Origin of the sequence: Arthrobacter sp. PGP41 (assembly GCF_002953935.1) — a bacterium.
Taxonomy (GTDB): domain Bacteria; phylum Actinomycetota; class Actinomycetes; order Actinomycetales; family Micrococcaceae; genus Arthrobacter.
This window is the reverse complement of record NZ_CP026514.1, coordinates 2,237,807-2,258,209: the sequence shown is the minus strand read 5'-3', so window position 1 is coordinate 2,258,209 and position 20,403 is coordinate 2,237,807. Positions and strand designations below refer to the sequence as shown.

The window sequence follows — 20,403 nt, the reverse complement described above, 5'->3', positions numbered from 1 at the left end:
TGTTAGATCTGTGCTGTTTGTGTCTTGCTGCTCGCGTCTGGGGCTGCTGTCCGGTGCCGCGGCGAGGCAGCGGCCCGACTGTAAGTGTTGCTACTTCGCCCCGAGGATGTCCACTACGAAGACGAGATCCCCCTTGGCCTCGCCCTGTCCGGCGTCGCCGTAGGCAAGGTCCTTCGGGATGACCAGGAGGACGCGGGAACCAACCGTTTTGCCGGCAAGGCCCTGGGTCCAGCCCTTGATGACGCCGGTGAGCGGGAAGCTTGCGGGTTCGCCGCGTTCGAAACTCGAATCGAACTTGGTGCCGCCAACGAGGGTCACGCCTACGTAGTTGACGGTGAGGGTGTCCGATTCCTTGACGGTGGCGCCCTTGCCCTTGATGAGGTCCTGGGAGACCAGGGCCGTGGGGGCGGCTACGCCTTCGACGTTGATTTCGGGGATGCCGTCTTTTTCGGTAACTGTGGGCAGTCCTGCCGGTGGGGTCACGGTCTCGCCCTCGGGCTTTTCCAGGACGGGTGCAACATCCTCAGCGGACAGGACCTTGATGACCAGCAGCTGGGTGGGCTGGGCTTCGGCTCCGGCTGACGCGGCCTGGCCGGGCACGGCCAGTGCCAGGCTGGAGCCTACTTTCGACCCGACGAACGCGTTGTAGATGACCTCGCTGCCGGTCTTCAGCTCCTCGTTCAGCTCAAGCGGTTCCGGTTCACCCGGGAATGTGTCCTCGAGCGTAGTGCCGTCGGTGCCGTTCAGGGCGAGGATGGAGATGTTGGCAACCTGGTTGGCCTTAACCGTTTCGCCGCTGCCCTCGGTGACCACCTTGATGGTGGGCTCTGCCACTTCCAACGGCTTGGTGAATTCAACACCGGGGGCTTTCTTGTCCCCGTTGTCGGTCAGTTTGAGGGAGTCGAACTTGGCAGTCTCACCGGCGGAAACGCTGGTGGGTTCCGGCTCTGCGGTTGAACCGCCGCAGGCGGTCAGCAACAGCAGGCCGGGAAGAAGGATTGCTAGTAGTCGGCGCACGTAGAAAACTTTCGTCGGGGCAGGATGGATGCGATGTTCCGCATGGCAACGGCCGGCATCGCGCAGGGCCCCTTATAAAGGGCCCTATCCAGAATAGCCCCTGAAGCTGGGTGTCAGCCCATAGAGTCAAGGAGCGCATCCACACGCTCGTCGACGCTGCGGAAGGGATCCTTGCACAGGATGGTCTGGTGCGCCCGGTCGTTCAGCTTAAGGTGCACCCAGTCAACGGTGTAGTCCCTGCCCAGTTCCTGGGCGCGGCGGACGAAGTCGCCGCGCAGCTTTGCGCGGGTTGTTTGGGGCGGGACGTCAACGGCGTCTTTGACCACGGTATCGTCCACAATACGGCGGACTGCACCCCGGGACTGAAGCAGGTAGTAGAGGCCGCGGCTGCGCGAGATGTCATGGTAAGTAAGGTCCAGTTGGGCGATCCGCGGAGCGTCCAGGCCCAGCCCATGGCGTTCACGGTAGTTGTCCATGAGCTTCTTCTTGATGGCCCAGTCGATTTCGGTGTCGATGCCGCGGAAGTCGCCGCTTTCGATGGCCTTGAGCGTGCGCTCCCAAAGGTCCAGGATCAGCGGGACGTGGGGGTTGTGCGCGCCGTGCTCTTTCACGAAAGCGGTGACCTTCGTCAGATACTCCTGCTGGATTTCGAGTGCCGTCAGCTGGCGTCCGTTCGCCAGGCGGACCAGTGCGCGGCCACTGAGGTCGTGGGAGATCTCACGGATGCTGCGGATCGGGTTTTCCATCCGCATATCCCGCATGATCACCCCGGCCTCGATCATGCGCAGCACGAGGTCCACGGTGCCGATCTTCATCATGGCCGTGGCTTCAGACATGTTTGAATCGCCCACGATGACATGCAGGCGCCGATAAAATTCCGCATCCGCGTGCGGCTCGTCGCGGGTGTTAATGATGGGTCGGGACCTGGTGGTGGCGGAGGACACGCCCTCCCAAATATGGTCGGCCCGCTGGGAAAAGGCGTACGTTGCCCCGTGCGGTGTCTTGAGGATCTTGCCGGCGCCGGCGATCAGCTGGCGGGTGACCAGGAACGGGATCAGGATTTCTGCCAGCCGCGAGAATTCGCCGCGCCGGGGAATGAGGTAGTTTTCGTGGCTGCCGTAGGAGTTTCCGGCGGAGTCAGTGTTGTTTTTGAACAGGTAGACCGTTCCGTTGAACCCTTCGGCCGCAAGGCGGGCCTGTGCCTCGTCCACGAGGTCGTCAAGGATCAGTTCCCCTGCCCTGTCATGGGCAATGAGCTGCGCAAGGTCATCGCATTCGGCGGTGGCGTATTCCGGGTGGGACCCCACGTCAAGGTAGAGCCGGGAGCCATTGGTCAGGAAGACGTTGGAGGACCGCCCCCAGCTGACAACTTTGCGGAACAGGTACCGGGCCACCTCCTCGGGAGCAAGGGGCCTCGAGTCCGGGCTCGAATACGAGATGCCGAATTCGGTTTCGATGCCGAAGATTCTCTTGTCCATCTGTCCAGTCCTCCTAGGCCAGCATTGCAGTGATCTCTGCGTCAGTAAGCCGGCGGAAGGCACGCCTCGATCCGCGGCTGCTTTCTGACTGCCGGTCCAAGACCGCCACCTCCAGCGCTCCAGCCGGCAGTGCCTTAGCTGGTTCTTCCCCCTCGACCGGCGGAACCAGCCCCGCCATTGCCAGCCGCACAGCGTCCGCAAAGCTCAGCGAGCTGCGCCAGCCCTGGCCAATCACGGATGAGACTTTGTCTGCCTGGCCGCCCATCACAACAAAGGAGTGTTCGTCGGCTATGGAACCATCAAAGGTTAGCCGGTAGAGGTGGTCCTCCGCCTGGGTGGGGCCAACCTCTGCCACGGCGAGCTCCACCTCGAAGGGCTTCTGTTCGGCAGTGAACACCGCACCAAGGCTCTGTGCGTAGACGCTGGCCAGGCCCCTGGCCGTCACATCCTCCCGGTCATACGAGTACCCGCGCACGTCGGCGTAGCGGACCCCGGCCTGGCGGAGGCTTTCGAATTCGTTGTACTTGCCGACGGCGGCGAACGCGATTTTGTCGTAGATCTCACCGACTTTGTGGAGCGAGGGTGAGGGGTTTTCCGCAACGAGCGCAATGCCGTCCTGGCAGCTGACGACGACGACGGACCTGCCGCGTGCGATGCCCTTCCGTGCAAAGTCGGCACGGTCCTTCATTAGCTGCTCGGGCGATACGTAGAACTGCTGCGTCATCTCAGGCCTCCCGTCCAGCGATGGTGCGGGCCTCGATGACGTTCCTGGAAGCAGATGCCAGTTCGCTGTCCGGAATCCGCCGCACGCCCGTGCTGTCCACCGTGTAGATGACGGGCCAGAGTTGCCTCACTGTGTCCGGACCGCCGGTGGCTGAGTCGTCGTCGGCGGCATCGTAGAGGGCTTCGACCGCGACGGCGGTAGCTTCTGCAGGGGTAAGGTTTGGCCGCCAGAGCTTCTTCAGGGCGCCGCGTGCGAAGACGGATCCGGATCCCACCGTATGGTGCTCACGTTCCTCGTACCGGCCACCGGTGACATCGTAGGAGAACAGCCTGCCGACACCGGCGCTGGTGTCGAACCCGGCAAAGAGCGGCACTACTGCGAGTCCCTGCAGTGCCAGGGGCAGGTTTCCCCTGATCATGGCGCCAAGCCGGTTTGCCTTGCCTTCAAGGCTGAGGAGCGTGCCCTCAATCTTCTCGTAGTGCTCGAGTTCCACCTGGAACAACCTGGTGAGGTCAATCGCGATGCCGGCAGTCCCCGCAATTCCCAGGACGGAGTAGCGGTCGGCCGGAAAGACTTTTTCGATGTGCCGGCTCGCTATGACGTTGCCCATGGTGGCCCGCCGGTCCCCCGCCATCAGCACGCCGCCATCGTAGCTCATCGCAACAATCGTGGTGGCGTGCGGAACCTGTAACGGGGCGGCGGGCACAACTCCCTGGAGGGACCGGTTGTAGGGCAGAAGCTCGGGCCGGTCCCGCTGCAGGTGTTCGGTGAACGATGAGGTGGCGTTGGCGGCTACCTGGTTGGCGGTTGATTCCTGCACTCATGCACTCCTTGAACGTGGTACTTCAACGTCGGTACAGATTAGGGCCGTCCGCGGCTTCCGCCAGCTCCGGGGTCCGGGGTTACTGACCGCCCTTTTGGACGAATGCCCGGACGAATTCCTCGGCGTTGGATTCGAGGACGCCATCGATTTCGTCGAGGAGGTCGTCCACGCCTTCCGTTGATGCCGATGCCTGCGCCTCAGGCGGCGCGGGCGGCGACTCGGGAATGTCCTCTTCGACCTGGCTGTCGCGTGACTGCGGCTGCTGTTGCTCCTGGCCTGCCATTGCTACCCCTCCTTATATCTGTCTTCGGATCCGGCGGATCCTCCGATATGCCCATCCTGCCACGGTGTGGGCCAACCGGGGCGGTTTACGCCGCAGGCGGAGCGTTATGTCCCAGAAGCTCCGCGAGGAACGGGCCCGCGTCCCGGTAGCGTTGGAACAACGCTCCGGTCAGGGCTTTGGTTCCCCGAAGCGGTTCCCTGGTGGGCACGCGCTGCAGCCGGCCGTACCCCGGAACATCGAAGATGACGGAGTCCCAACTGGCACCTACGACGTCCTTGCCGAAGCTGCTGATGCACTTGCCCCGGAAGTATGCGCGGGTATCGGCCGGCGGTTCAGTGACGGCCGCGGCGATGGCATCGTCTTCAAGGATTCTTTGCATCCGGTCCCTGGCGAGGAACCGGTAATAAAGCCCCTTTTCGGGCCTGATATCAGCCCACTGCAGGTCGACGAGGCCAAGCCTGGCGTCGTTCCACTCGAGTCCGTCGCGTTCACGGTATCCGTTGAGCAGCGACAGCTTGGCGAGCCACTCCACCGAGGAAGCTGCGGCGGCCCGGTCATTGTCGAGCTGGGTCAGGACTGTGGCCCAACGCTCGAGGACGTCGTGCGTGTGGCCGTCGCCGTCCACGGCGTCTCCAACCCCCGTATCCTGAGCCAGCTTGGCTGCGGCCTCGTGGTATATCCACTGGAGGTCAAGGGCGGTGACCCGCCTGCCGTCCAGCAGCCGCAGCTTTGCGGTGAGCGAAGTGTCGTGGCTGACCGCCTGGAGTGCAGACACCGGCTCGTATACTTCGATCTTGGGCGCCAGCCCCGCCTCAATGAGGCTGAGGACCATGGACGTGGTTCCGAATTTCAGGTAATTGGAGACCTGGCTGAGGTTTGCGTCACCGATGATGACGTGCAGGCGCCGGTACTTGTCCGCCGTTGCGTGCGGTTCGTCGCGGGTGTTGATGATGGGCCGGCGGATAGTGGTCTCCAATCCCACTTCCGCTTCGAAGAAGTCGGCCCGCTGGCTGATCTGGTAACCCGGGGTGGAGGCGTCCTGGCCGATGCCCACGCGGCCGGATCCGCACAGGACCTGGCGGCTGACGAAGAAGGGCGTCAGGCCCCGCACGATGTCGCCGAAGGGGACGGAACGCGGCATGAGGTAGTTTTCATGCGAGCCGTAGGACACCGACTTATTGTCCGTGTTGTTTTTGTACAGGTTGACGGGCGGAAGGTCCGGATCTGCTGCCAGCCGGCGCACGGTGGCCAACGCAACGAGGTCTCCAGCGGCGTCCCACTTCACCGCGTCCCGCGGGTTGGTCACCTCCGGGCTGGAGTACTCGGGATGGGCATGGTCGACGTACAGCCGTGCGCCATTGCCGAGGACCATGTTCATCAGCAGCGTTCCGGACTCGTCCTGCCCGTCAAGCTCCAGTTCCTCCCGCCCGTACGCCAGTGCCACCGTTTCCGCGTCAAGCACCGGGGGCTGGTCGGTGAGCTGGCTCGGATGGGCTGAGCCTCGGTCCAATGTCCAGCCGCGGGCGTCATGCAGCGGCTCCTCATCCGTATAGTCCCAGCGTGTTTCCGCTCCGCCGGCGGCACGCTGCCGGGTTACCTGCGCATAGGCCTGGACCACCCTGGCACTCATCATGGTGGCGTTGGCGGTAGGGGCGGAGGGGGCATGGATGCCATACTCCGTTTCCGCCCCCATCACCCGCATGGCCCCGCCGACCGGCAGAGCTCCCCCGGCCGCGGGTTCCCGTGCACCGGTCATAGATACTGCCCTGTGGTCGGCATGGTTTCGATCGACTTGCCGGGCTCCTGCCCTGCCTTGCCTTGGACGATGGTCCGGATGTACGTGATCCGTTCGCCCTTCTTACCCGAGATGCGTGCCCAGTCATCCGGATTGGTGGTGTTGGGCATGTCCTCGTGCTCGCGGAATTCGTCCACCACGGCGCGCAGCAGGTGCTCGATCCTAAGACCCTTCTGGTGCGTGGTGAGAAGGTCCTTGATGGCATACTTCTTGGCCCGGTCCACAACGTTTTGCACCACGGCACCAGAGTTGAAGTCCTTGAAGTAGAGCATTTCCGTGTCGCCGTTGGCGTAGGTGACCTCCAGGAACTCATTGGACTTGTCAGTGGAGTACATGGCCTCGACAGTGCGCTGGACCATCGCATCCACTGTCGCCTGGACATCGCCGTCGTGCTCAGCGAGGTCAGATTCATGGAATGGCAGGTCCGGGGTGATGTACTTGTTGAAAATGTCCGCGGCAGCCTCCGCATCCGGTCGGTTGATCTTGACCTTGACGTCAAGCCGGCCCGGCCGGAGGATTGCCGGATCGATCATGTCCTCACGGTTGGACGCGCCAATGACGATCACGTTGTCCAGCCGCTCCACTCCGTCAATCTCGCTGAGCAGCTGCGGCACGATGGTTGTTTCGACGTCGGACGAAATCCCGGTGCCGCGCGTGCGGAAGAGAGAGTCCATCTCGTCGAAAAACACCACGACCGGGCTGCCATCGGAGGCCTTTTCGCGTGCCCTGGAGAAGATCAGCCGGATGTGGCGCTCGGTCTCACCGACGTATTTGTCCAGGAGTTCGGGCCCCTTGATGTTCAGGAAATAGCTTTTCAGGTCCACGTTGCCAGAACGCTCTGCGGCGCGGGCGGCAAGGGAATTGGCCACGGCCTTGGCGATGAGGGTCTTGCCGCAGCCGGGAGGGCCGTACAGCAGGATGCCCTTGGGAGCCTTCAGGCCGTGTTCCCGGTAGAGGTCAGGGTGGAGGAACGGCAGTTCGACGGCGTCGCGGATCTGTTCGATTTGGGGCCCAAGGCCGCCAATGTCCTCGTAGGTGATGTCAGGGACTTCCTCCAGCACAAGGTTTTCCACCTCGGAGCGGGGCACCTTTTCGAGGGCGTATCCGGTCCTTGAGTCAACCGACAGTGCATCGCCCACCCGCAGCTTTTCGGCGAGGAGCGCTCCGGAAAGCCGCACAACCCGCTCTTCATCGGCCCGCCCCACCACCAGGGCGCGGTCGGCACCGAGCATTTCCTTGAGCGTGGCGAGCTCGCCGGCCCGCTCGTATCCCAGTCCGGCGACCACAAGGAGTGCCTCGTTGAGCAGGACCTCCTGGCCAACGGCCAGCTGGTTGATGTTCACCAGGGGGCTGATGCCCACGCGCATCTTCCGTCCGGCGTTGAAGATGTCCACCGATTCCTCGGTTGCAGCCTGTCCACTGTTGCCGGGCGAGGGCTGCCGCTTGGGATTCAACTGCAGGATGGTACCGAAGCTGTAGGGCGGTTGCCCCTCCTGGTCCAACGCGTTTTTCAGCCGAAGGATCTCGGCCTTCGCGGTTTCAAGCATGCTGACCAGCTTGGTGTTGTTTTGCGTCGCCGCAGCCAGCTGGCGGTCAATGTGCCTCAGCTTGTCCCGGAGGATGTTGACCTGGCGGTCGGCAACCGAGAGGTCATTGGCGGCAGACTGCTCTGCCGGTGTACGTCCGGAGTCCTGGTCTGGAGTCTCCATGATGTATCAGCCCCTTCCTGCGCTTCTATTAAGACATTAGCCCCAACACGGCAGGTAGGGATGGCGACTCCCGAAATGTGGACTACTTCGTGACCTCGGGCTCGTCCTTGACATTCGTTCCGGCGATGGCGTCCCGCGCTGCGCGCCGGAGCTTCTTGTCGGAGACCTGCCGTTCCCCGACCGCGCCCGGGGTCCAGGCGTTGACGTCCTCTTCATTGAAGTCGGTTTTGGAGGGGCGGCGCTTTACCGAGATGCCGGTAACGCCGTCGGCCAGGCGCCGGGTGACCAGCAGGAAGCCGGTATGCGCCACCATCCTGTGGTCCGGCCGGACGGCCAGTCCTTCAAGGTGCCAGCCCCGGACCAGGGATTCCCAGGCATCCGGTTCAGTAAAGCGGCCGTCCGCCCGAATGGCTTCGGCAGTGCGGGAAAGCTGGGTTACGGTGGCCACGTAATTGATCCAGACGCCGCCGGGCGCCAGGACGGTGGCCACGGCATCCAGGCATTCCCACGGGGCCAGCATGTCCAGGACCACGCGGTCCACGGAACCAGGCGCTTCGCTCCGGACCACCTCGTCCTGGAAATCGCCCAGGGAGATCTGCCAGGCCGGGTGGGGGCCGCCGAAGATCGTCTCGACATTGCCGCGGGCGATGTCCGCGAACTCCTCGCGACGCTCAAAAGAGTGGAGGTAGCCTTGGTCCCCTACTGCCCGGAGCAGGGAAATCGACAGGGCTCCGGAGCCCACGCCCGCTTCCACGACGCGCGCGCCGGGGAAGATATCAGCCATCGTCACGATCTGCCCGGCGTCCTTGGGATACACCACTGCGGCTCCGCGGGGCATGGACAGGACGAAGTCGGAGAGCAGCGGGCGCAGGGTCTGGTACTGCTGGCCAACGTTGTTGACAACCACCGAGCCGTCAACCTTGCCAATGATGTCATCGTGGTTTAGGAAGCCCCTGTGCGTGTGGAATGCCCCGCCGCTCTCAAGGGTGATGGTATTCATGCGGCCGCGCTCGTCGGTCAACTGGACACGCTCGCCTTCGCGGAAGGGACCGCGCCGGCGGGCAGCGCCCACGGGTTGCGGGCCGGCTGCAGAAGCACTGGCTTGACCGGAAGCTGCTGCGGCCTCGTTGACGGCGGTTTCGCTGCTCATGAATTTCCTCGCTCCTGTACAACATGGCGCCGGAATGTCTGTTGCAGACAATCGGGCTTTTGCGGCGGCAATGCACCGGCCGGCAGGTAACTCTACCGGTTTTGGCGCTGCCGGCGTGTATCGGGCCGCCGCGGTTTTCCAGTAATGGCGGCCAGGACCGCGTCCTGGGAAAGAAGTCCGGTCACCTTGCCATTGTGGTCCACCACGGCATAGTGCCGCCCTTCGAGCTGGGACAGGAACTGGAGCAGCTCCTGTCCTTTCGACCATTCGGGAACATAAGCCCCCGGTGCAAGGGCGAAGGAAACAGCCGTGATGGGGGTTGACGCGGCGGCGTGCGCTGGGACGGATGACAGGGCGGTGGCATCCACCACTCCCTCCGGTCGACCGTCCGGCCCGCAGACCACCAGGGACAACGCACGTGCGCCATCGTGCCGCAGGGCTTCCGCAACCGTTGCCGTGGCGGGCAACCCGGTGGCCGGCGTCGAAAGCGCTGCGGCGCTGACCAGATGGAGCCGTCCCCGGAGGGTTCCCTGCTGGATGGAAGCCGAGGCACCCATCCAGAGGAAGCTGGCCACCAGGACCGTGATCATCAGCAGGCTGAAGTCCGGCGACTTTCCGGCCAGCAACGGCCGGGCAACGAACCAATAGCAGATGGCGACGACGATGATCCGGCCGCCCCACCCGGCGGCCACAGTGCCTTTTGCCTGGCTTCCGGTCACCTTCCATACGGCGGATTCCACCAGCCGTCCGCCATCGAGGGGAAGCCCCGGGAGCACGTTGAAGACGGCAATCAGGAAGTTCGCCCACATAAAGATGTTGATGAGGATTTCGGCAACGCTGCCCATGGCCGCTGTGCCGAGCACCAGCCAGGCGCCTGCAGCCAGCACGAAATTCGCGGCGGGTCCGGCGAGTGCCACCAGGACTGACCGGCCCGGCGTCGCGGTAAAACTCTCGAACTGGGTATGCCCGCCCCAGAGGTTGAGCACGATCTTCTGCGTCGGCCAGCCGTAAATTCTCGCTGTCAGGGCGTGGGCGAGCTCGTGGACCAATACCGAAATAAGGAGCAGGACGGCGTAGGCGAACGCCACAATGTAGGCGCTGGCGCCAAGGGCGGGGTTCTCTTCGCCCAGGACCGGGCCATACACGATCACGGTGAAGGCGGCGATGACGAACCATGAATACGCGAGCACCACTGGCACTCCGGCGATCCTCCCCAGCGGGATGCCCTCGCGCCGCACCGGCACACTGGTTTCAGCCACCGGAGACCTCCGGCGAGCGGGCAGGCGCAGATGAGGACGCCAGGAGCTCAGGGCCGGCCAGGACCAGGGATTCAAGGTCCGTCACGGAGCGGCCGGACAGTGAATCCCAGAGCGTGTACCGATGATCCTCGGGAAGGGGCACAATGTGCGGAATAGCTACGGTTGCCACGCCGGACGCGACAGCCGCCGCCACACCCGGCGCTGAGTCCTCCAGCGCGACGCAGTGGTGGATGGCCAGGTCCGGGTCAGAGTCCTGCAGCCATTCGACGGCGGTGAGGTACGCCTCCGGATGCGGCTTGCCCTGCGCCACAATGTCCCCCGTGACCAGGACTTCGAAGTACGGCCGCGGAAGGCTGGCAACCACCTGGCGGGCCAGCGGCCCCTCGGACATGGTGACCAAGGCGCAGCGCACCCCCGCGAGGTGAAGCTCCTCAAGGAGTTCGCGCGCACCGGGCCGCCACGGCACCTGCCGTTGCACGCTGCTGACAACCGCCCCGGTCAGGGTGTCGATGATCTCGCGTATTCCAAGGTCCACGCCGGCCTCCTGCAGGATGCCGGCGGAAAAGGTCAGGGACTGGCCAACCAGCTGCATGGCCTGTTCATGGGACCAGGTTCCGCCGTGGGCTTCCACCAGTGCGTGTTCGGCGGCAATCCAGTAGGGCTCCGTGTCGACAATTGTCCCGTCCATGTCCCACAGGACGGCTTTGAGCGGGGAACTGTCGGCTGGCAATCGCATGCCTTCAGTCTACGGGGACAGCCTGGGCACGGGCTGACGGCTACGCCTTCGGCGAATATCAGGCTCCTTCGCGCCGCCCACCCTGCTTGCGGCGGATTTTGCGGCGCTTCATTCCATGCACAGCCGCGGTCCTTGGACGTAGGGTGAAGAAATGAATAGCTTCGAGGGAGACACCGCCGAACCGGGTGCCGGACCCGAGCGGGAGCGGTTCCTGCAGCCGGTCGCTGACGGACAGCGCGTGACAGTGATGCTTGCCGCCTTTGAAGGCTGGAACGACGCCGGAGAAGCGGCAAGCGATTCGTTGCGCTACCTGAACAAACTGTGGGGCGGCAAGAAGGTGGCGTCCATCGACGCGGACGAGTATTACGACTTCCAGTTCACGCGGCCCACCGTGCGCCGGAATGCTGCCGGTGAACGCAAGATCAAGTGGCCCTCCACGAGGATCTACAAGGCCAGCGCGCCGGATTCGAATGTGGACGTCATTTTTGTCCAGGGGACTGAACCGTCATACAAGTGGCGTGCCTACACGGCCGAACTCCTGGTGCACGCTGAAGCGCTGAACGTTGACTACGTCGTCCTGGTCGGGGCGCTCCTGGCGGATGTTCCGCACAGCAGGCCTATTCCCGTCAGCACTTCTTCTGACGACGCCCCGCTGCGGGAGCGCATGAACCTGGAAGCTTCGCAGTACGAAGGCCCGGTGGGAATCGTTGGCGTGCTCTCGGAGGTGGCCCTGCTGGCAGGAATCCCCACCGTCTCGCTTTGGGCCGCAGTCCCCCACTACGTTGCCCAGGCGCCGTCTCCGAAGGCGCAGCTGGCGCTCCTGCACCGCATCGAGGAGCTGCTCCAGGTGCCGCTGGACACGCATGAGCTGGCCGAGGAAGCAGACGCCTGGGAACGGGGTGTGGATGAGCTCGCCACGGAAGATCCCGAAATCGCCGCCTATGTCCGGCAGCTTGAGGAGGCAAAGGACACGGCCGACCTGCCCGAAGCCACCGGGGAGTCGATTGCCCGCGAGTTTGAGCGCTATCTCAAGCGGCGCGGCCAGGACCGGCCCTGAACGGGCGGCCTAGAGAACCACGCCAAGCAGGGCGTCCACCGCGTCCTTGACCATGGCCTGGTCCGGGGGACTTGCCGGGCCGGCGTCGTTGTTTGCCTGCTCCGCCCAGCGGGATACGGCCGCGACGGCAGCCGGGGCATTCAGGTCGGCAGCCAGCGCTGCCCGCATCTCGGCAACGAGCGGGACCGCGGATCCCTTCGGAGCGTGGCCCAGCGCCCGGCGCCACGCGGCCAGGGCGGCCTTGGCGTCCAGGAATCCTTCATCCGTCCAGGACCAGTCGGAGCGGTAGTGGTGGACAAGGATGCCCAGGCGGATGGCGGCAGGGTCCTCCCCCGCTGCCCGGAGTTTCGACACGAGCACCAGGTTCCCTTTGGACTTGCTCATCTTCTCGCCGTCCAGGCCAACCATGCCCGCGTGGGCGTAGTGCCTGGCAAGCGGAACACCGGCAAGTGAATACGCGTGGCCGGCACCCATTTCGTGGTGCGGGAAGATCAGGTCCGAGCCGCCGCCCTGAACCGTGAAGGGCGAGGGCAGGTACTTTTGCGCGATCACGGTGCACTCAATGTGCCAGCCGGGCCTGCCCGCTCCCAGGCTGCCGCCCGGCCAGCTTGGCTCTCCTTCGCGGGCCACCCGCCACAGCAGTGGATCAAGGGCCTGCCGCTTTCCTGCCCGCCCGGGATCGCCGCCGCGTTCCGCGAACAGCTCAAGCATCTCGCTCTCCGTCAACCCTGAGATGCATCCCAGCGTCCACGCGTCCGGTGCCACGGACTGCTTTCCGGCCGCTTCGACGTCGTAATAGACGTCTCCGTCAGGCTCGCCGTGGGCGCCGTGCACTTTGTAGGCCAGTCCCAGGCTCATCAGCCGTTCCACCTCCGGGACTATCAGGCCGATGGATTCCACAGCACCCACATAGCGGTCCGGAGCGAGCACGTTGAGTGCTTCCATGTCCGTCTGGAAGAGCTCAATCTGGCTGGCGGCGAGCTCCTGCCAGTCAACGCCCGTGGCCGCGGCGCGCTCCAGGAGCGGATCGTCCACGTCCGTGACGTTCTGTACGTAGTCAACCCCGTGGCCGGCGTCCCGCCAGGCCCTGTTCAGGAGGTCAAAGGCCACGTAGCTGGCGGCGTGGCCCATGTGGGTGGCGTCGTACGGCGTGATGCCGCAGACGTACATCGAGGGGCGTCCCTCGTTCTCCAGGGCAACTTCACGGCCTGCTGCGGTGTCGAACAGCCGGAGAGCGGGCATGCTTCCGGGCACGTCGGGAACGGGACGGGATTTCCAGGATTTCACACGCCAAGCCTAGTGCTAGGCGCTGATGACATTGAAACCGAGCAGGAGGTACAGGGCCAGGCCCAGGAAGATCCGGTACCAGACGAACAGACGGTAGCTGCGGGTGGAAACGAACTTCAGGAACCAGCCGATGATGATGTAGCCCACCACCAGGGCGATGACGGTGGCAAGCGCGGTTTCCGGCAGGCCGTAGGGGCCGGTGATGCCCTCCTTGGACACCGTCTTGTACAGCTGGAAGAGACCGCTGCCAAAAACCGCCGGAATGGCCAGCAGGAAGGAGTACCGCGCGGCCGCTTCCCGGGTGTACCCCATCAGGAGGCCCGCAGTGATGGTGCCGCCGGAACGGGACACGCCGGGGATTAGCGCCATGGCCTGGGCGAAGCCGTAGAGGATGCCGTGCTTGTACGTCAGGCGGCTCAGGTCGCGTTCCTGCCTGCCCACTGCGTCTGCGACCGCCAGGATCAAGCCGAAGACAATCAGCATGGTGGCGACGATCCACATGCTGCGGAGCACCGATTCGATCTGGTCCTGGAACAGCAGCCCCAGGATAACGATGGGGAGGCTACCCAGGATGACAAGCCAGCCCATCCGGGCATCGGGGTCCTGCCGCGAGACTTTTCCGGTGAGTGAACCGGCCCACGCCTTGACGATCCGGACGATGTCCCGCCAGAAATAGATGAGTACCGCCGTCTCGGTCCCCAGCTGGGTGATGGCGGTGAAAGCAGCGCCGGGATCCTCGGCATTGGGCAGGAACTGTCCCACAATCCGCAGATGCGCGCTCGATGAAATCGGAAGGAATTCGGTCAGTCCCTGCACAAGGCCCAGCAGGGCCGCCTCAAACCAGTTCACGCTAAGACCCTACGTCATGGGCAGCGCCGATTCTGCCCGTAAGCTAGCTGCTATGCAGCAGCGTTACGTCGGCAACAGTGGATTGCGAGTTTCCGCCCTTTCCCTCGGCACCATGTCCTGGGCCGGCGAAACGGACGAACAGGACGCCTCGGAACTGCTGCGCACCTTCCTTAATGCCGGCGGCCGGCACGTCGATACTGCCGCCTCGTACGCGGACGGGCGGTCGGAGGCGATGATCGGCTCCATGCTGGGCGACGTCGTGGCCCGGACGGAGGTTTCCATCTCCACCAAAGCGGGAATGACGACGCCGGATGGCCGGCGCGGTGTGGACACGTCGCGTAATGCGATGCTCACCGGACTGGAAGCAAGCCTCGCCAGGCTGGGCACTGACTACGTGGACATCTGGTTCGCGCAGGCCTGGGACCGCAATGTGCCGCTGGACGAGACACTGTCCGCTTTGGAATTTGCTGTCCGCACCGGCCGCGCGCGGTATGTGGGTGTGTCCAACTTCAACGGCTGGCAGGCGGCGAAGGCCGCGGCAATCGCCGGCTTCCCCCTCGTCGCCGCGCAGGCGGAGTATTCGTTCCTTCAGCGCAGGCCGGAAGCCGAACTGATCCCTGCCGTCGAGGACGCCGGCATGGGACTCATGGCCTGGGCGCCGCTTGGCCGCGGCGTGCTCACGGGCAAGTACCGCGGCAGCATCCCGTCCGGATCACGGGCTGCCTCCGCAACCGAAGCCGGGTACGTCGAGCCGTACCTGGAGGAGCAGCCGTCCCGGACCGTGGAAGCTGTCTGCATGGCCGCCAAAGGCCTTGGCCGGACACCGCAGGACGTTGCCCTCAGCTGGCTCCTGTCCCAGCACGGCGTAGCCACCGCAATTGTGGGCCCGCGGACGCCGGCCCAGCTGAAGGAGCTGGTGGATGCCCAGCTCTCGCCGCTGCCGCCGGAGATTGCCCGGGCCCTGGAGGACGTGTCAGCGCCGGAGTAGGTCCGCGGTCCTACTCCTGGACGATTTCCAGGTCTTCGTCGTCGTCCACGTCGCTTTCGTCGTCCTCTTCGTCCTCGTCATCAAAGACCTGGAGCGGCGTGACCTCGTTATAGGCCTCATAGAGTGCGTCTTCGTAAACTTCGAAGGCGTCTGCAACTGCAAAGAATGCCGCCTCCACGGAGGGGTCACCGTCTCCGCGGCGGTTGGATGCTGCTATAAGGTGTTCTTCCAAAGCGGTGGTCAAGGACTGAAGCGCGACACGCGGATCGATGCTCATGACTTCACGTTAGCCGGAAAAGGACGAAAATGGAGAGCAAATGAAGGAACAATTTCTCACCAGCTCGGTCCAGCGCCAACGGGACTATTTGAGGCAGTACGAGTACCTCGTACTGACGGTCAGCCCTGACGATTCCCTGCATGAGGCACGGCGCCGCCTGGTGGAACACTCCGAGTACGGCAAGTGGGAGCTGGAGCGCAGCAAGCTGTACGTGGGCGGAGGACGGCGCTTTTGGCTCCGCCGCCGGGTGCTGCAGGTCCAAAGGACCGTCTAGGTCAATCCTCCAGCGGACCCAGCCAGGCGTTGGCCACCGTGTTGTGGGCAGATTCGTCATCGGACGGATGGAACATGCCGGCCAGCACGTCCCGGTAGAGCCGCTCCAGTTCCGATCCCCGGAAATAGCTGGATCCCCCGCTGACGCGGATGGCCAGGTCCACTACGCGCCGCGCCGTTTCTGTAGCGTTGACTTTCAACCCCACCAGCTTGGGGAACCACTGCGGTCCATGGTCCACCAGGGAATCCACGTCGGCTGCGACGGCCCGCAGCTGCGGGTACAGGTTATCCATGGCCATTGCGGCCTCGGCAACCTTCCAGCGGATGTCCGGGTCCTGCGCGTAGCTGCGTCCGCCATTCTTGAACGAGGTGCGGCGCTGGACGTTCTCCACCCCCAGGGCAAGGGCCCGCTCCCCCAGTCCGGTGTAGACGGCGGCGAGCAGCGTCTCGAAGCATGCAAAGATCGCGAAAATCAGGGGGTCCCTGCTGGGACCGACGGGGATCCTGCGGAAGACGCGCTCCGGCGGAACGCTGGCGCCGTCCAGGACGGTGGTGCAGGACCGGCTGGCCCGCATCCCGAGCGTGTCCCAGTCGTCGAGGATGCGGTAGCCGGGCGTTTCACGCGTGATGAAGCCGTGGACCAGTTCCCCCTCGCCGTCCCGGCCGGAAGGGTCCTTCCCGAAGATTCCCAGCCTCGTCCACGCGGGTGAGAGGCTGGTGAAGATCTTGGCCCCCGTGAAGGAGTAGCCGCCGTCCGGCAGCGGCGCGGCCGTGGTCCGGGAGTCGAACAGGACGGAGTCGTTGCCGGCTTCCGAGTTGCCGAACGCGAAGACCTCGCCGTTGGCCGCTTCCTTGAGCACAAAGTCCAGGGATCCGTCGCCGCGGGCGCCTAGGACATTCGCGACGCCGGTCCACACCAGGTGCATGTTGACGGCCAGCGCGGTGGCCGGGGCGGCCGTTGCCAGCCTCCGCTGGCACTGCGCCGCCGCCTCAAGGCCAAGCCCCGCTCCGCCGTCGGACCCTGGAACGAACAGCTTCAGGTAACCGGCCGCCGCGAGGTCGCTGAGGTCCTCGTGAAAGAAGGCGTTGTCCCTGTCGTAGCCGGCGGCGCGGCCGCGGATCTGCTCCAGCAACCCGTCCGGCAGGATCTCTTCCGGCGTCATGGCGGTGTGGCTTAGTAGTTGGTGAGGAGGGTGTTGAGCACCCTGGCGCCGAATTTGAGTGAGTCTGCGGGTACGCGCTCGTCCACGCCGTGGAACATGCCGGTGAAGTCCAGGTCGTCCGGCAGCATCAAGGGTGCAAAGCCGTACCCTGTGATGCCGAGCCTGCTCAGCGACTTGTTGTCCGTGCCGCCCGAGAGGGTGTAGGGCAGGACCTTGGCACCCGGGTCTTCCGAGTGCAGGGCATCGATCATGGAGTCCACCAGGTTCCCGGCGAAGGGGACCTCAAGGGAAACGTCCTTGTGCACGTAACTGACGTCGACGCCGGCGCCCGCGAGGTCGCGAACGATCTCCAGGACGTGGTCCTGCTGGCCCGGAAGTGTCCGGCAGTCGATCAGGGCCTCGGCGGATTCGGGAATGACGTTGTGCTTGTAGCCGCCCTTGAGCAGGGTGGGGTTGGTGGTGTTCTGCAGGGTTGCTCCCACGAACCTGGCCACCGTCCCCAGCTGGCTCAGCAGGATGTCCGGGTTGTCGGCGTCGAACTCAACACCGGTGAGTTCGGTCACGCCGTCCAGGAACTGCCGGGTGGTGGGGGTGAGTTCGATGGGCCACTTGTACTCGCCGATGCGCGTCACGGCTGCCGCGAGCCGCGTTACGGCGTTGTCGGTGCTGATCTGGGAGCCGTGGCCCGCCCTGCCGTGGGCCACGAGGCGGAGCCAGGAGATGCCCTTCTCCGCTGTCTGCAGCAGGTACGTGCGCTGCCCGCCGATGGTGGCCGAGAAACCGCCCACCTCCGAAATGGCCTCCGTGGCGCCCTCGAACAGTTCCGGTCGCTTGTCCACGGCGTAGCGGGCTCCGTAGGCGCCGCCGGCTTCCTCATCCGCGAAGAAGGCGAAAATAATGTCGCGTTTCGGCTTCTTGCCGGACCTGGCGAAGCTGCGCAGGACGGAGAGGATCATGGCGTCCATGTCCTTCATGTCCACGGCGCCGCGGCCCCAGATCAGCCCGTCCTTCAGTTCGGCTCCGAACGGGTCCACGGACCACTGGTCCCGCAGCGCGGGCACGACGTCCAGATGGCCGTGCACCACCAGGGCACTGGCGGAGGGATCCTCACCTGCCATGCGCGTGACCACATTGGCGCGGCCCGGTGCGGACTCGAAGATTTCCGCCGCAAGGCCCACTTCCTCAATCAGCCCCGCGGCGTACTCAGCCGCAGCCCGCTCGCCCGGCCCCGAACCGTCACCGTAGTTTGACGTGTCTATCCGGATGAGCTCCTGGCAGATCCGGACAACTTCATCCTCGGGCAGGACGTCAGGCATGGAAAGCTCCTCACTTGGATTGGTGCGTTGGAACGGTGCTGAAATCGCTGCCCTCAGCCTACCCACTGGGGCCGATTCCATGTTTCCCGAAAGTTCGTGTTAGAGTTTTTCTCGCTGCTTCGGAGAAACGCGAAACGCTGAAAGGCGGAAACGTTCCCCGAATACCACCTGCGCGGGTGGCGGAATGGCAGACGCGCTAGCTTGAGGTGCTAGTCCTCGAAAGGGGGTGGGGGTTCAAGTCCCCCTCCGCGCACACAGGGAAAACCCCGGATTCCAGACCAGGAATCCGGGGTTTTTTGTGCCTCCCGCCATGCCTTCACGACGAACCGATTTCCGTCGTTCATGATTGGCGGCATGGGGAAGGGATCTTCCGGCCGGGCCACATTCTTAGGCGCGCTCATCGGAGTGGCGGGAGTCACTGGCGGGGTCTGGGTACTCTGGGCCAACTTCTGCCTGTGGACCTGCACCATCGCCCAGGGCACCGCCTTCGACTGGGGCCTTGCGCTGACGGGGCTCTCCTTTTTGCTGCTGGTGGCTTCCCAGGTTTTCGCCGTAGGAGCGATCCGCCGACGCGACGGGAAGCCCTGGGCGGTCGCGGCCAAGGAAGTAACTCTGGCGCCTCCCCGTCCCCTTCAACCCGCCCCGAGGCTCAGGTTTGGCTCAGTGCCGGCTCAATGCCGGCAGCCGGTCAGGATGCCGGCCAGGGCGTCGTGCTCGGCCTGGGTGACCCACAGCTGATACTTGGCCTTGACGGCGGTCTGGCGCACCACGTACTCGCAGCGGAAGGCCTTGTTTTGCGGCAGCCACGAGGCAGCATCCTTGTCTCCCTTTGCACCGTTGGCGCCGCCATCCGACGCCATCAGGTTCAGGGGGTCGTTGGCGAACTGCTTCCGCTGTTCCGTGCCGAGCTGCTGGGCCCCCTTTTGCCAGGCGTCGCTCAGCGGAACGAGGTGGTCGATCTGGACGGCGGAGCTCGTCCCGTCGCCACGGACGAAGTTTATGGTGGTTCCGGTGTACTTATCGGCCAGAACGCCTGAGGTGACCACGCAGTCGTGCGTTCCGGGTTTGAACGTCTCAGCTTCAAGGTCGCGGGTGAGGATGTCGTTCCGGGTGTCGCAGCCGTTTCGGTCGACGTCGGCCCACGCCGGACCGAACTCTTCCCGGGTGTATCCCGTCCTCGGTGCGCGGCCCTTCACCGGAATCTTTTCCAGCTGCGAGAGGGCAGCTGCGGCTGCATCCCCCTCGTAAGCCGGCCCGGCCTGAGGGCCCGGTTCAACAGCGCCCCCCGGACCTCCTGCCAGGACTTCGGCAATGTCGCTTCCTGCCCGTGCTGCCGTCTCACAGCCGGCGAGCGCGCCTGCCAGCAAGAGGCCGGTGAGGACGGCAAATGTGGTGGTGGTCCTGTTGATCGTTGTCGTCCTTCAAGTAGGCGGGGTCCCCTCCACGCTACCCGGGCCGGTATCCGGCCCACGGCAGGCGTGGGCATTGTGCCGGTCACACCGCCTTACCCGTGGCAGGCCCGGCGGTAACGGTGCAGTATGAGCGTATGGAGGAACGTCCGACGTCGGCCGCCGGCCATGGCCACATCGTCCTGCTGGGTGATTCCATCTTTGACAACGGCGCCTATGTCGGGGGCGGGCCTGCTGTCATCGCGCAGCTGAGGCAGGAACTCCCGGGATGGATGTGCACGTTGCTGGCGGTCGACGGCGACGTGGTCCCCGGCGTCTCCAGGCAACTCGCTTCGCTGCCGTCCGACGCAACCCATCTGGTGATAAGTGCGGGCGGCAACGACGCCCTTGCCAACGCGCCATTGCTGCAGGAGCGTGCCCCCTCCGTCGGCGATGCGCTCGCATTGCTTGGTAAAGCCCGGGAAAGATTTGCAGCGGACTATGAGGAAATGGTGGACAGGGTCGAAGCGGCAGGCCTGCCGTATGCGGTATGTACTGTCTATGACACTCCCCCGTCAGCGCCCGGAAGGAATGTCATCGAGGCAGCACTGTGCCTCTTCAACGATGCCATCGCCAGGGCTGCCTTCTCCCGCGGTGCTGCCCTCATCGACCTTCGGCTTATTTGCAGCGAAGACGCGGACTACGCAAATGCGATCGAACCGTCAGCACAAGGCGGACGGAAGATCGCCCGGGCCATCGCATCCTTCACGGCGGCAGCGAATCGGGAGGCAGGCTCAATCGTGATTGTGCGCTGAGAGCGGCAGCCGCCCT

Annotated in this window: 20 protein-coding genes and 1 tRNA gene; 5 read left to right on the top strand and 16 right to left on the bottom strand. The window is 64.6% G+C overall.

Annotated elements, in window-relative coordinates:
* Window positions 1-90: 90 nt before the first annotated feature.
* The 10 genes from C3B78_RS10250 to C3B78_RS10205 all read right to left on the bottom strand — a co-directional run bounded on the left by C3B78_RS10250 (window position 91) and on the right by C3B78_RS10205 (window position 10,974).
* A complete protein-coding gene (locus tag C3B78_RS10250; RefSeq protein ID WP_104997973.1) occupies window positions 91-1,017 on the bottom strand; it encodes an FKBP-type peptidyl-prolyl cis-trans isomerase in 927 nt (308 codons plus the stop codon).
* A 113-nt stretch (window positions 1,018-1,130) separates the two neighbouring features.
* Window positions 1,131-2,495 carry a Pup--protein ligase gene (pafA, locus tag C3B78_RS10245; protein ID WP_104997972.1) on the bottom strand — a complete coding sequence of 455 codons (1,365 nt, stop codon included), beginning with the start codon at window positions 2,493-2,495 and terminating at the stop codon, window positions 1,131-1,133.
* 13 nt (window positions 2,496-2,508) lie between these two features.
* Window positions 2,509-3,219 (bottom strand): proteasome subunit alpha, encoded by a 711-nt coding sequence (prcA, locus tag C3B78_RS10240; RefSeq protein WP_104997971.1) that lies wholly within the window; start codon window positions 3,217-3,219, stop codon window positions 2,509-2,511.
* Between the two features lies 1 nt (window position 3,220).
* Window positions 3,221-4,039 (bottom strand): proteasome subunit beta, encoded by an 819-nt coding sequence (gene prcB / locus C3B78_RS10235; RefSeq protein ID WP_104997970.1) that lies wholly within the window; start codon window positions 4,037-4,039, stop codon window positions 3,221-3,223.
* Window positions 4,040-4,121: 82 nt separating this feature from the next.
* Complete coding sequence (locus C3B78_RS10230) at window positions 4,122-4,325, bottom strand: ubiquitin-like protein Pup (protein WP_104997969.1); 204 nt, start codon at window positions 4,323-4,325, stop codon at window positions 4,122-4,124.
* An 85-nt stretch (window positions 4,326-4,410) separates the two neighbouring features.
* Window positions 4,411-6,081: a depupylase/deamidase Dop gene (gene dop, locus C3B78_RS10225; RefSeq protein ID WP_104997968.1), complete on the bottom strand. Its 1,671-nt coding sequence runs from the start codon at window positions 6,079-6,081 to the stop codon at window positions 4,411-4,413.
* Complete coding sequence (gene arc, locus C3B78_RS10220) at window positions 6,078-7,829, bottom strand: proteasome ATPase (RefSeq protein WP_104997967.1); 1,752 nt, start codon at window positions 7,827-7,829, stop codon at window positions 6,078-6,080. The genes dop and arc overlap by 4 nt, the downstream gene beginning before the upstream one ends.
* An 82-nt stretch (window positions 7,830-7,911) precedes the next feature.
* Window positions 7,912-8,979 carry a tRNA (adenine-N1)-methyltransferase gene (locus tag C3B78_RS10215; protein WP_104997966.1) on the bottom strand — a complete coding sequence of 356 codons (1,068 nt, stop codon included), beginning with the start codon at window positions 8,977-8,979 and terminating at the stop codon, window positions 7,912-7,914.
* 92 nt (window positions 8,980-9,071) lie between these two features.
* A complete protein-coding gene (locus C3B78_RS10210) occupies window positions 9,072-10,238 on the bottom strand; it encodes a site-2 protease family protein (protein ID WP_234005371.1) in 1,167 nt (388 codons plus the stop codon).
* Complete coding sequence (locus tag C3B78_RS10205) at window positions 10,231-10,974, bottom strand: HAD family hydrolase (RefSeq protein WP_104997965.1); 744 nt, start codon at window positions 10,972-10,974, stop codon at window positions 10,231-10,233. Before C3B78_RS10205 ends, C3B78_RS10210 begins: the two co-directional genes overlap by 8 nt.
* 151 nt (window positions 10,975-11,125) lie before the next feature.
* On the opposite strand from C3B78_RS10205, the gene C3B78_RS10200 reads away from it, so the two are divergent.
* Window positions 11,126-12,031 (top strand): PAC2 family protein, encoded by a 906-nt coding sequence (locus C3B78_RS10200; RefSeq protein ID WP_104997964.1) that lies wholly within the window; start codon window positions 11,126-11,128, stop codon window positions 12,029-12,031.
* A 9-nt stretch (window positions 12,032-12,040) separates the two neighbouring features.
* On the opposite strand, the gene mshC is transcribed toward C3B78_RS10200, so the two are convergent.
* Complete coding sequence (gene mshC / locus C3B78_RS10195; protein WP_104997963.1) at window positions 12,041-13,318, bottom strand: cysteine--1-D-myo-inosityl 2-amino-2-deoxy-alpha-D-glucopyranoside ligase; 1,278 nt, start codon at window positions 13,316-13,318, stop codon at window positions 12,041-12,043.
* Window positions 13,319-13,333: 15 nt separating this feature from the next.
* On the bottom strand, window positions 13,334-14,167 hold the full coding sequence (locus tag C3B78_RS10190; RefSeq protein WP_104997962.1) for an undecaprenyl-diphosphate phosphatase: 834 nt from the start codon (window positions 14,165-14,167) through the stop codon (window positions 13,334-13,336).
* A gap of 52 nt (window positions 14,168-14,219) precedes the next feature.
* Between C3B78_RS10190 and C3B78_RS10185 the strand changes: the two genes are divergently transcribed.
* Window positions 14,220-15,155, top strand: coding sequence for an aldo/keto reductase (locus C3B78_RS10185; RefSeq protein ID WP_104997961.1), 936 nt, complete (start codon window positions 14,220-14,222; stop codon window positions 15,153-15,155).
* Between the two features lie 10 nt (window positions 15,156-15,165).
* Here the strand turns inward: C3B78_RS10185 and C3B78_RS10180 are convergent, their stop codons facing one another.
* Window positions 15,166-15,432, bottom strand: coding sequence for a hypothetical protein (locus tag C3B78_RS10180; RefSeq protein WP_104997960.1), 267 nt, complete (start codon window positions 15,430-15,432; stop codon window positions 15,166-15,168).
* Window positions 15,433-15,472: 40 nt separating this feature from the next.
* On the opposite strand from C3B78_RS10180, the gene C3B78_RS10175 reads away from it, so the two are divergent.
* On the top strand, window positions 15,473-15,706 hold the full coding sequence (locus C3B78_RS10175) for a DUF5703 family protein (RefSeq protein WP_104997959.1): 234 nt from the start codon (window positions 15,473-15,475) through the stop codon (window positions 15,704-15,706).
* 1 nt (window position 15,707) lies between these two features.
* Here C3B78_RS10175 and C3B78_RS10170 read toward each other — a convergent pair whose 3' ends face one another.
* Window positions 15,708-16,868 carry an acyl-CoA dehydrogenase family protein gene (locus C3B78_RS10170; protein WP_104997958.1) on the bottom strand — a complete coding sequence of 387 codons (1,161 nt, stop codon included), beginning with the start codon at window positions 16,866-16,868 and terminating at the stop codon, window positions 15,708-15,710.
* 11 nt (window positions 16,869-16,879) lie between these two features.
* Window positions 16,880-18,184 (bottom strand): M20/M25/M40 family metallo-hydrolase, encoded by a 1,305-nt coding sequence (locus C3B78_RS10165; RefSeq protein ID WP_104997957.1) that lies wholly within the window; start codon window positions 18,182-18,184, stop codon window positions 16,880-16,882.
* A 170-nt stretch (window positions 18,185-18,354) separates the two neighbouring features.
* Between C3B78_RS10165 and C3B78_RS10160 the strand changes: the two genes are divergently transcribed.
* A tRNA-Leu gene (locus C3B78_RS10160) sits at window positions 18,355-18,437 on the top strand.
* Window positions 18,438-18,855: 418 nt separating this feature from the next.
* Here C3B78_RS10160 and C3B78_RS10155 read toward each other — a convergent pair.
* Window positions 18,856-19,551 (bottom strand): HNH endonuclease family protein, encoded by a 696-nt coding sequence (locus tag C3B78_RS10155; RefSeq protein ID WP_199775230.1) that lies wholly within the window; start codon window positions 19,549-19,551, stop codon window positions 18,856-18,858.
* A gap of 179 nt (window positions 19,552-19,730) precedes the next feature.
* Between C3B78_RS10155 and C3B78_RS10150 the strand changes: the two genes are divergently transcribed.
* Window positions 19,731-20,387, top strand: a complete 657-nt coding sequence (locus tag C3B78_RS10150; RefSeq protein ID WP_104997956.1) for an SGNH/GDSL hydrolase family protein — start codon at window positions 19,731-19,733, stop codon at window positions 20,385-20,387.
* Window positions 20,388-20,403: the final 16 nt, after the last annotated feature.

Coding starts and splice junctions, on each gene's coding strand:
- pafA (WP_104997972.1), bottom strand. CDS start 2,495: ATGGACAAGAGAATCTTCGGCATCGAAACCGAATTCGGCATCTCGTAT.
- prcA (WP_104997971.1), bottom strand. CDS start 3,219: ATGACGCAGCAGTTCTACGTATCGCCCGAGCAGCTAATGAAGGACCGT.
- C3B78_RS10230 (WP_104997969.1), bottom strand. CDS start 4,325: ATGGCAGGCCAGGAGCAACAGCAGCCGCAGTCACGCGACAGCCAGGTC.
- dop (WP_104997968.1), bottom strand. CDS start 6,081: ATGACCGGTGCACGGGAACCCGCGGCCGGGGGAGCTCTGCCGGTCGGC.
- arc (WP_104997967.1), bottom strand. CDS start 7,829: ATGGAGACTCCAGACCAGGACTCCGGACGTACACCGGCAGAGCAGTCT.
- C3B78_RS10215 (WP_104997966.1), bottom strand. CDS start 8,979: ATGAGCAGCGAAACCGCCGTCAACGAGGCCGCAGCAGCTTCCGGTCAA.
- C3B78_RS10205 (WP_104997965.1), bottom strand. CDS start 10,974: ATGCGATTGCCAGCCGACAGTTCCCCGCTCAAAGCCGTCCTGTGGGAC.
- C3B78_RS10200 (WP_104997964.1), top strand. CDS start 11,126: ATGAATAGCTTCGAGGGAGACACCGCCGAACCGGGTGCCGGACCCGAG.
- C3B78_RS10185 (WP_104997961.1), top strand. CDS start 14,220: ATGCAGCAGCGTTACGTCGGCAACAGTGGATTGCGAGTTTCCGCCCTT.
- C3B78_RS10180 (WP_104997960.1), bottom strand. CDS start 15,432: ATGAGCATCGATCCGCGTGTCGCGCTTCAGTCCTTGACCACCGCTTTG.
- C3B78_RS10175 (WP_104997959.1), top strand. CDS start 15,473: ATGAAGGAACAATTTCTCACCAGCTCGGTCCAGCGCCAACGGGACTAT.
- C3B78_RS10170 (WP_104997958.1), bottom strand. CDS start 16,868: ATGACGCCGGAAGAGATCCTGCCGGACGGGTTGCTGGAGCAGATCCGC.
- C3B78_RS10165 (WP_104997957.1), bottom strand. CDS start 18,184: ATGCCTGACGTCCTGCCCGAGGATGAAGTTGTCCGGATCTGCCAGGAG.
- C3B78_RS10150 (WP_104997956.1), top strand. CDS start 19,731: ATGGAGGAACGTCCGACGTCGGCCGCCGGCCATGGCCACATCGTCCTG.